The sequence below is a fragment of the Pediococcus pentosaceus genome (assembly GCF_001437285.1).
Lineage (GTDB): Bacteria > Bacillota > Bacilli > Lactobacillales > Lactobacillaceae > Pediococcus > Pediococcus pentosaceus.
In genome coordinates this window covers 1-7904 of the sequence record NZ_JQBF01000015.1, presented here as the reverse complement: position 1 = coordinate 7904, position 7904 = coordinate 1, and the positions used below count along the sequence as shown (strand labels likewise).

The following is a 7904-nucleotide window of genomic DNA, read 5'->3' as shown; positions in this document are numbered from 1 at the left end:
TAAGACAGAAATTGGGGCATGTTTAGCCATAAGTTACTTATTTTAACTTTAATTTCTTCGAAAGTATGCTTGAAAAAAAATACAGAACAGAAAAGACAATCAGTACTATGTCTCCCCCAAATTTCTGAAATATAAGGGTGACTATTATTGGTCCCACAAAATTGCTTAAGCCTGATCCTAAATTTAAAACTGATACTGCTGTTGATTTATCGTTTGGCATCATAGCTGGTATTAAGGCTGAAAGTGGTCCAAATGCAGCAACTCCAAAAGCGAATAGTGTAAAAGAGCACAGCATCAATATATAATTTCCTGGGAAAAATTTAGCTCCTAACATAATAACCAAACACGAAACACCTGTAAGCGTGCCAGAAAAATAAATGAGCACTTTTTGCCAGCCTATTTTATCCCCTAAATTTCCAAAGTATAGACTTGCAAAAGAATTGATAATATAACAAGCAGACCAAATGGTACTCCATTGAATTAGGGTAAATTGATGTTGAACTAAGTAAATTGGCATCATTATTATAAAACCAAATTGTCCAATATTATTTATTGTTTTCACAATCATCCCATAAAAAAATCTACTATCTTCTACCATGATGAATAACCCTTTTTTTAATTCTTGTAAAAGAGTTGTATTCTTATCTACTGTTCTAACATTTTTAATTGTAAACACCAGAGAAGCTCCCAAAACACAAAATACGCATCCAATGCATAATAAATCTATAGGTGAAATATAGTTTAATAGTTTAGCTGATAATGAGGGACCAATAATTGTCATTCCCAAATTAAAACTAAGCCAAAAACATGCCGTTGCTTTACCTAGATTAGACGTCCTTACTCTCAAAGTAATAAGAACTAGAAAAGAATACGCAAAAAGAGGATAGCTAATTCCTCTGAACGTATAAGCACATATAATTAATAAAAAGTTATTTTTGTTCAAACCTAAAATTAAGATCCCAGTTGTAATTAACAACGAAATAACGCCGACAGCCATGGTATGTTTGATTGAATATTTATTTATTAAAAAACTTGTAATCCACGACATTATGGCTACTGACATACCATATAAAGTAAACATAAATGAAACGTCTTTAATTGAAAATCCTTCTGAAACTAAATAAGAAGAAAACCAACCAGTCTCAATAGTTGCTCCGAGCATAAATATAGTTAATCCAACAAAACCTATTAATAAATCTCTAGAAATTCCAAACTTATTTATAATTCTCATTATTCAAAACACCTACCCTAAAAAATTAGCTAAGAAGCAATTACTTCTTAGCTAATTAATTATTTCGTCTTTACTAAGAATGACAAAACACCATACTCATCAATTGTGCTCGTCATAGTTTGTTCTTCCTCCAACGCATTAATACGTGTCACTTGAAATCGATCAAAGTAAGTGTCAATTGGTAGTTGAATTGGTTCATTTGTTGGATTTTCAAAACGGATAACAAATGCATCTTTCTCATAGTAAGAGTTATATACACTCGAAACTAGATTCTCAATACTCATACCTTGAAGTACGCTATACTCACGTTCTATAAAAATATTTTTATCAAATTTTTGAATTTTATTATCAATTCGATTAATAAAATAATTTAAATTTTGATTCTGATATGCTATATTTGGTAGTATTTTTTGATGTTTCCATTCAGCTAATCTTAATTCGTTCGGATTAACCTTGTCCTTCTTTATCCAAAATTCAAATGACATTTTTTGATGTTCTAGCTGTGCCATAGGCGTATTTATCATAATATGTCCTTTTTTGGTTGTATCGCCAGATGCTCTACCTGGTCGGTAAAGCAAATTTGGTTTTCCTAAACTATCAGTTGTAGCTACCAATGTAAAATAAATTTTATTACCTAAATATTCGTATTCTCTAGTATCAGTTGTAAAGACGTTAAAACTATAATTATCTGTATTAACTGAAACTTCTTTATCAAAAGGTTCTACATTTACAGGCATCTCAACATACTTATCTTTCCAATGATTTAAAGGTATATTTTCTCTTTTTATATACCCAAATGGTATTGATGCTTTAGCATACTTAATAACTTCGCCCATATTTAAAGCTAAGCGCACCCGATGGTTTAAAACTGTATTTTCAAAATCAACTTTTATCTTTATTTCATCGTTTTTATCTATTAGAAAATCTATCTTGAAATTAAATTCTTTATTACTCGTATGATTGATCCTATCTTCCAATGTATAAGGTAACTTTACGTTACCTTCTAATTTCATTTCCTCATACTCTCCAAAACTATAACAAATGCAATGGTTAAATTCTAATCTACTAGCCATCGCATTTTTTAAAGGTGAAAAATCATACGTATCTCCCGCATTACCTTCATCTATTAGACTAACAAAATCAAATATTTTAACGTTTTGATCTTTATATATCACAGTCGATCCATCAAATAAAATTTCAATTTTTTTGCCTTTAATACTTTTATTTTTAACCATGACCTTTTGTTCATCATAAGAATCTGAATTAAACCTATACACCTTAAACCCTAACGGAGGCAATTCACATTTAATTTCAATGGTTAGTATATAGTAACCATCTTCCGTAATATATTGATTTCCTGCTGGAGTTTCATTTAAAATATTTTCTCTGCTATCAACATACTTTGAATTTAATACTTGTGATTCAATTTCTTCAAAACAAATATTGGGATTTTTAGATAAAACAGTCACTGTTTTATTACCAATGAATTTTTTTACAGACGAATTAACAACTAATATTTCATTTTCCTTCATATCTAAGTAATCACTTATTTGTTTTAAAATTATATTTTCAATACTATTACAAATTTCGTTACTTTCTTTTAATCGATGTTTTATATCGTTAGCAACACTATCTGAGACACATCCCGATAAACTATCATGCGCTTGGCATTCAAGTAATTTTTTCCAAGCCAATACTAGTAGCCTGTTACTTAAATTAATTCCTACCTTTTTTGCAATAACCATTAAAGGTTCAATCCTAAAAGTTAATTTATCTTCCAGATGAAAAATTTCTTGCTTTATATCCATCCTTACAGATCCAATTGTTTTATGAATTCGCGCAAGTACTGGATCTCTTAATTCCCCCTTATACGTCTCAAGACTGGATGCATCTTTCTTTAACGTCTCAAGAAAATTAGGATAGCTACTAATTTGATAGTTGTATTTACCAATTTTATTAATTTTGTCTATTTGCTTCTTTAAGTCATGAATAATTGCTAACTGGTCATTACCAGAAGGTATTAAAATATCTTTATCCACATACGCTTTAATAAATTTCACTGCAGGATCTAATCTACCGTCTACAAAATCGACAGAATCTTCAAGCAGCATCCCTGTTCCATATCCTTGTGGCATATTAATAGCATAAACTGTATTTTTATTGCCCATACCAGCCCACTTAAAATATGGTGATTTAACGTGTTTATTTAGATTTAAACCTCGCCACATTACTATATTATCTAATCCTGCTTCTTGAAGAATAACAGGCATTTGTGCATTAAAACCAAACGTATCCGGTAAATATCCTATACACATTTTTTTTCCGTACTTTTTACTCTCAAAGTCGCCAATCATTGCATTACGTAAAATTGCCTCTCCTGATGTAAAATTAGCATCTGATTGTGTATACCAAGGACCAATAAATAATTGATTCTTTTTAACTAACGTTTTTATCTCTGTAATTTTTTCTGGATATAAAGATATAAACTCGTCAAGAATAGATAATTGTCCATCTAAAACAAAATTAGCTTCTTTGTGCTCTTCTAGTTCTGTCAGAACATCTGAAAAAAGTTGATCACTCAATACTAAAGCATCCATCGAAGTAAAATACCATTCACGATCCCAATGTGTATGATTAACGATATGTACATTTGTCATTATGACTCCCATTCCGCTTCGTCAAAGCTGTAATCTTCTTCATCTTTGTTTAAGTTATCGTTGTCACCTGCATCCTTACTCCTAAGAATCACATTAAATAAAGCAACAAATATTGAACCTGTTGCAATTGAAATTACGTAAATTGGCCAGCTTTGTACCGTGAACCATCCATAAAAACCACTAATAGGTGCTTCATTAACCGCACCAAGTCCCACTGCCATTGCCGACCCGATAGCTGATCCGATAACAGTTGAAGGGACTACTTTAGTCGGATTTTCAACAGCAAATGGAATCGCTCCTTCACTAACGCCAACTAATCCCATGATGATTGCTGACTTTCCAGCTTCACGTAACTCAGTGTTATACTTATTCTTTGCAAATATAGTCGCTAATCCTAATCCAATTGGTGGAATAATAATAGCCACCTGTGCTGCCGTATTAGGAGCATAGACCTGACTTGTTAATAACGCCATTGCGGTTGTTACAGCTGCTTTATTAACGGGCCCACCTAAATCAAAACCTACCATCGCTCCTACAACAGTAGCCATAATAATTTGATTTCCTCCACTCAACCCATTCAACCAATGCTCGAGACCAACGTTTAACGCTGTAAAAGGTACTCCAATAACATAATTAATTAACAACAGGGTTCCTAATGTTCCTAATACTGGTACCAAAAATACCGGAACAACAGATTCCATTGTTTTAGGAAGTTTGATATTATCCTTAATTAAAAGACAAATGTACCCAGCAATTAGCCCAGATGCAATTGCTCCTAAAAAGCCAGCGTTAATATCCTTTACTAGCATCCCTCCAACTAACCCCGGTGCAACGCCTAACTTATCCACTACAGAATAAGCAATAAATGCCGAAATAATTGGAAACATCAGCCCTAGTGCTGTTCCTCCAAAGCCATCAATGCTATGAAGCAACTGGATAACCGCATTACCACTATGTACATATTTTTCATCCCAAATATCCTTGATCCCATATATTGAACCTCCAACACGGGATATTGCCATAATAACAGCACCCGCTATAACAAGTGGTATCATATAGCTGATTCCTGTCAGAACATGATTCTTAATTTCAGATAATACATTTTTCATTTGTACGTACCTCCTTAATTTTCATCAACTAACGCAAGTGCATCATCAAGTACCTTTCCAGCATTTTTTATAGGTGCTGCAACTGGGACTTTTAAAATTTTTTTGTTAATAAATCTATCTTCATCTCTTACTTTTGTATCAACAGCAAAAATAACTACTTCGCCAATTTCACAATCCTTTTTAGTTAAAGCATTATCAATTCCTGTTGCTCCTTGAGTTTCAACTTTAATTAAATATCCCTTCTTTTTAGCTTCCTTCTTTAAAGCTTGTGCTGCCATATATGTATGTGCAATTCCAGTTGCACATGCTGTAATTGCAATAATTTTTCTTTTCATTTTTTCCTCTTTCATTATTTAATAATTTACGATAGAAGTTCGACTACACATTTTTCTGTTTTAGCTTCCTTTAATTTATTTACCAATTGATCATCCATCAACTTAACCGCGACTTCAGATAATAATGCCAAGTGTACTTTCCCTTTTGCTATATTAGGAATCGCCAACATTACTACTATTTTTACTGGTTTATTATCAAGAGCATTCCATTCTACTTCATGATGTAACTTAGCAAAAATAATTGCTGGTTCGTTTACAACTTCACTCTTACCATGTGGAATTGCAATAGCATTACCAACTCCTGTTGTTGAATGTTCATCACGTTCTAAAACAGATTTTACGTACGCATTTTTATCAGAAATAACTCCTTGTTCTAGCAATACTTGTGCCATTCGAGTTATAACATCTTTCTTATTTTTTGCTTCGAGCTCTAGCATTACCCTTTGGGAATTAAATACTTCTAATACTTTCATTTCTAAATTCCTTCTTTCAGATAGCAAACAATATTATCTGGACTTTCGTTCTTCAAGGTATGTTCTTTATGTTCCTTATTTTCCTCAATAATTTCTAACAATGTATCAAATATTTGATCTAATTGGTTAGGCGTTTCGTTCTTAACACAAATAAAAAAAATAAATCTCACATTTTGTCCTAGCCAATTAATCTCGTTCTTTAAACGTATAAAAACAATTGCTGATTTGTTTATAAATTCTGCTTTTGCATGTGGTGTAGCATATTTTTCAAAAGCTGTTGACGATAGTCTTTCTCTTTCTAATGCGCTTTCTGAAACACCTTTTTTAGCATAATTTAATTTAACTAATTGTTCGCCAATGAAATTAATTACTTCTTCTTTTGTTAAAAGTTTCTTATCCAAAAAAACTAACTCTGAATTTATTAATTTACTAAATTCTATGTTACGATTATTTTTAGTTTTACTACTAACTTCGATAAACCGTTTGATATTTCGTTCGTCCTCTTCGTTAACAAGGGGTGACACTACTATCAAATGGTGCCCAGGTAATGTTATTTTCACGGTAGATAACACTAAATCTTCTTCTATTTTGGTATCATTTAGTTCTTGTATTGAAACGATTCGACTAATTTTTATTTCTTGAAAAGTTCTTCTTAATCTTGCCGCTAATAAACGTGAAGTTCCTTTCCCAGTACTACAAACTATCAGCACCCGTATTAAATATTTCCGTTTCATTTTCAAGCTTTCTCTTCGCGTCTGAACATACATCGCTACATAAGCTATTTCACTCTCTGGAATTGATATATTGTAAAATCTTTCAAGTTCTCTACATATAGCTATCGCTTCTTCAAACGATAACGGAAATTTATTTTTTATATCTTGGATATATGGATTAATTACTGGTAATTTGCGCTGAATTCGTTCAAATGCAGTTTTTAGATGATGAATTAAACTACCATCCACATATTCTGCGATTACTGTATTTGTTGTTAATATAATTCGTTTTATATCATCATCATTAACTTTTGTGACTGTATCTTCTGAACAAATCACTGTGTTATCTCGAATATATTGTTGTATATATTCACTTTCCGTTTCCGGTATTGTAATATTGAAAATTATTTCAATATTTTTTAGTAACAATTGTAGACTTTCTGAATAATGTAATCCCTTTACCTTAAATTTATCTCCCATTTTAACTATGTTTTTACTATTTATTCTTTTGATAGTAATTAGCATTACCAAAATTAAAGTTTGATAATTCAAATCACTTATATTCAAATGTTCACTATTCAAATATTTTTGTACAATGTCATTAATATCTTTCAATTTATCAACATCGATAAATTTATTAATAAAGTTTGGAACATCTTCAAGTAAATGAAAATATTGATTACCTTGTTTAGTTATTTGCCAGTTCTGGTCCCAAAAATATTGGATTAAATCCAAAGTCAATTTACGTCTTTCATATTCTGAAATATTCAGAAATGAACCTTTCCCAGGAACACTTTCAATCTTGTTATGAAATTTATTAAAAACTTCATTAACCTGCTGCATATCTTTTTCTAATGTAGTTTTACTTATATACAAAGTATTTGATAATTTTTGGTATGTAAAATATTTATAATTATCCAATACTTCAAAGCATAAAAATTTAATCCTCTCTTCCCTACTATTAGGTATTTTTCCTTCTTCATCCCTTGTTATAGACTTCCTAATAGAATTAAGATTACCATCCAAAAAAATTCCAACTTTTGGTTTCCTTATAAGAGCTATATCACTTCCTTTAAAATAATCGTCAATAGCATCTAAGGACTTTGAAATTGTCTTATCTGACAAATTCATCCGCCTTGCTATATTAGATATTGTTTGCTTAGGACTTTTTAGAAGAATATCAATAATATCGTATTCTCTAGCATCTAACACATCTATCACTATCCTTCCTGATTTAATATTAACTTCCCAGCCCAAACATGAAAACGTTTTCTTTTACCGGATTAAAAACCGTAATCTCTGGGTTTACCAATTTAAATGCCATTTTTATAGCAAAAAGAAAAAATTTTCGTAAATATTTTTTTGAGAAAAATAAAAAGAGGCCGT

Annotated in this window: 6 protein-coding genes; all 6 read right to left on the bottom strand. The window is 31.1% G+C overall.

The annotated features are described in order from the left end of the window. Nucleotides 1–37: 37 nt before the first annotated feature. From IV86_RS08420 to IV86_RS08395, 6 genes are read right to left on the bottom strand one after another with little or no spacing between them, the layout of a single operon-like run. Nucleotides 38–1231, bottom strand: coding sequence for an MFS transporter (locus IV86_RS08420; protein ID WP_056979568.1), 1194 nt, complete (start codon nucleotides 1229–1231; stop codon nucleotides 38–40). Nucleotides 1232–1290: 59 nt separating this feature from the next. Continuing rightward, a complete protein-coding gene (locus tag IV86_RS08415) occupies nucleotides 1291–3888 on the bottom strand; it encodes a glycoside hydrolase family 38 N-terminal domain-containing protein (protein ID WP_056979567.1) in 2598 nt (865 codons plus the stop codon). Next, entirely contained in the window at nucleotides 3888–4997 is a 1110-nt protein-coding gene (locus tag IV86_RS08410; RefSeq protein ID WP_056979566.1) for a PTS fructose transporter subunit IIC, read from the bottom strand. Before IV86_RS08410 ends, IV86_RS08415 begins: the two co-directional genes overlap by 1 nt. A 14-nt stretch (nucleotides 4998–5011) precedes the next feature. After that, nucleotides 5012–5332: a PTS fructose transporter subunit IIB gene (locus IV86_RS08405; RefSeq protein ID WP_036672810.1), complete on the bottom strand. Its 321-nt coding sequence runs from the start codon at nucleotides 5330–5332 to the stop codon at nucleotides 5012–5014. 26 nt (nucleotides 5333–5358) lie between these two features. Then, nucleotides 5359–5805: a PTS sugar transporter subunit IIA gene (locus tag IV86_RS08400; RefSeq protein ID WP_056979565.1), complete on the bottom strand. Its 447-nt coding sequence runs from the start codon at nucleotides 5803–5805 to the stop codon at nucleotides 5359–5361. A 2-nt stretch (nucleotides 5806–5807) separates the two neighbouring features. Next, the gene (locus IV86_RS08395; protein ID WP_036672860.1) at nucleotides 5808–7730 is read right to left on the bottom strand and encodes a BglG family transcription antiterminator; all 1923 of its coding nucleotides are present in this window, start codon (nucleotides 7728–7730) and stop codon (nucleotides 5808–5810) included. Between the last annotated feature and the right edge of the window lie 174 nt (nucleotides 7731–7904).